This is a genomic window from Mesorhizobium sp. M1E.F.Ca.ET.041.01.1.1 (assembly GCF_003997355.1).
Taxonomy (GTDB): domain Bacteria; phylum Pseudomonadota; class Alphaproteobacteria; order Rhizobiales; family Rhizobiaceae; genus Mesorhizobium.
On sequence record NZ_RZSL01000912.1, the window covers coordinates 1 to 1,683 of the forward strand.

Below are 1,683 nucleotides of genomic sequence, written 5' to 3' on the forward strand. Positions count from 1 at the left end.
AGATAATATCGCACGTCACCAAATTGCACAGCCGGCTCATCCCAGCCCGTATGAAGGCCGCGCGGGTCTTGGCGGAGACCAAGACCAGCGCATTTCAGTACGGCCTCTTTTCTGGTCCAGAGCTCCAGAAACTTTCGCGCAGTCAGCTCGCTCGGAATAGCTTCAAAAGTCATTGCCTCTTGGTCAGTCATAATGTGGCAAGCCAATTGCGGGCAATTAGCCAGGGGGCGCCAACGCTCAATATCTATCCCGACGAAGCCCGTGGCTGATACTGCGACGGCGGACCAGTCATGGCTATGAGACTGACTCACCTCAACGTTGTGTGCCGGTAATAGGGGCTTGCCGAACCGCGAAACGGTCATCTGGAGATCTCTCAGCGGAACATGCAAGTGCGAAGCAAGGATAGTTCGAAAAGCAAACTTCGCCTGAAGGTACGAAAGGCGCAGGTCTGAGTGACGGATTTTTTCGGCCCGTTCCCGCTCAGCTGGACTCAACACTTCGCGCATGTGCAACGTCGGGATCGTCAGCTGCGCATGCCGGAAAACCCAAACGTCGATTGTGCCCGTCTGCTTATTCGAGTGCATGCATACCGCGTGCTACCTTGCCTGATTAGCAGGGGGGTCATTCATTTCGACCCTTTGGCCGTTCATACCCTTCGGCTGCCTTGGAGGCGTGGATGCGTTACTGACTAGGAGTCGCTTCTACGAGCGACGGCCCGCGATGGGAAGAGATTTATGAAATGCAAAAAAATTTCGATACTAATCTGTCCACATTTTAAATTTTCCTTTAAAAATTTGTTTCTGCCAATGCAATGCGGTTCTTATTAAGATTAATATTCGTGATACGATGTTCACATAATCGACTGAATTATTCACAAAAAATTCAAACTGTTTCCAAGCAAAGACGGCTAGTGTTCTCCGCACAACTATGTGCTTGGAGAAAGCAATGGATCATGTTGCGCGTCCGGTGTCGCATGGCCAGATGGGCCTTTGGATACATCATCAAAAACGACCTCACGGCAGCGAATACAATCTGCCCGTCGAACTGCGCATAAGGGCACCGTTCGACATTGATGCCTTGCGGCGCACGCTCCAATCATTGATCGACCGCCATGAAATGCTGCGCACGACCTTTCACCAGGAAGGCGAGCAGATCGTTCAGCGCATTCATGAGACAGCCCTTCTGAGTTTTCATGTCGTTCGGCTACAAGGTCTCGAAGAGGCGGACTTCCATCACTCCATCGCAGCGGAAGCTCGCTCGCCTTTCGATCTGGAACATGGGCCGGTGTTTCGCGCTCACCTGTTCATCAGCAGTGCCACGGAAGAGGTTCTCCTCCTCAATTTCCATCACATCATTTCCGACGGCTACAGCATTCGCACCTTCCTGCACGAGTTCGGCGGGCTTTACCAGGCGTTCTGCGGCGACACGGATACGCCGGATCTGACCACGGCAGCTGCTTACGCGGATTTCGTAGCCTGGCAAGAGCGCCTCCTCGCCGGCGACAACGGCGAACGCATGTGGGCCTACTGGCGCAGCCAGTTTGTTGATCATGAACCTGACCTGGCCCTTCCGACCGACAGACCACGAGCTGCACTTGCCACGCACACCGGGTCAGTTTTCTCCGTGAATGTCGAGATGCCGCTGGTCGCGCGCTTGGAGCGACTGGCGGATAAAGAAAAAGTG

At 53.7% G+C, this 1,683-nt stretch carries 2 protein-coding genes; one reads left to right on the forward strand and one right to left on the reverse strand.

The window, feature by feature from the left end:
- On the reverse strand, positions 1-584 hold a 584-nt coding region (locus tag EOA38_RS35795; protein ID WP_127301435.1), incomplete at its 3' end, for a 4'-phosphopantetheinyl transferase superfamily protein.
- 361 nt (positions 585-945) lie between these two features.
- Between EOA38_RS35795 and EOA38_RS35800 the strand changes: the two genes are divergently transcribed.
- The coding region (locus tag EOA38_RS35800; RefSeq protein ID WP_245481009.1) for a condensation domain-containing protein at positions 946-1,683 on the forward strand (738 nt) is incomplete at its 3' end.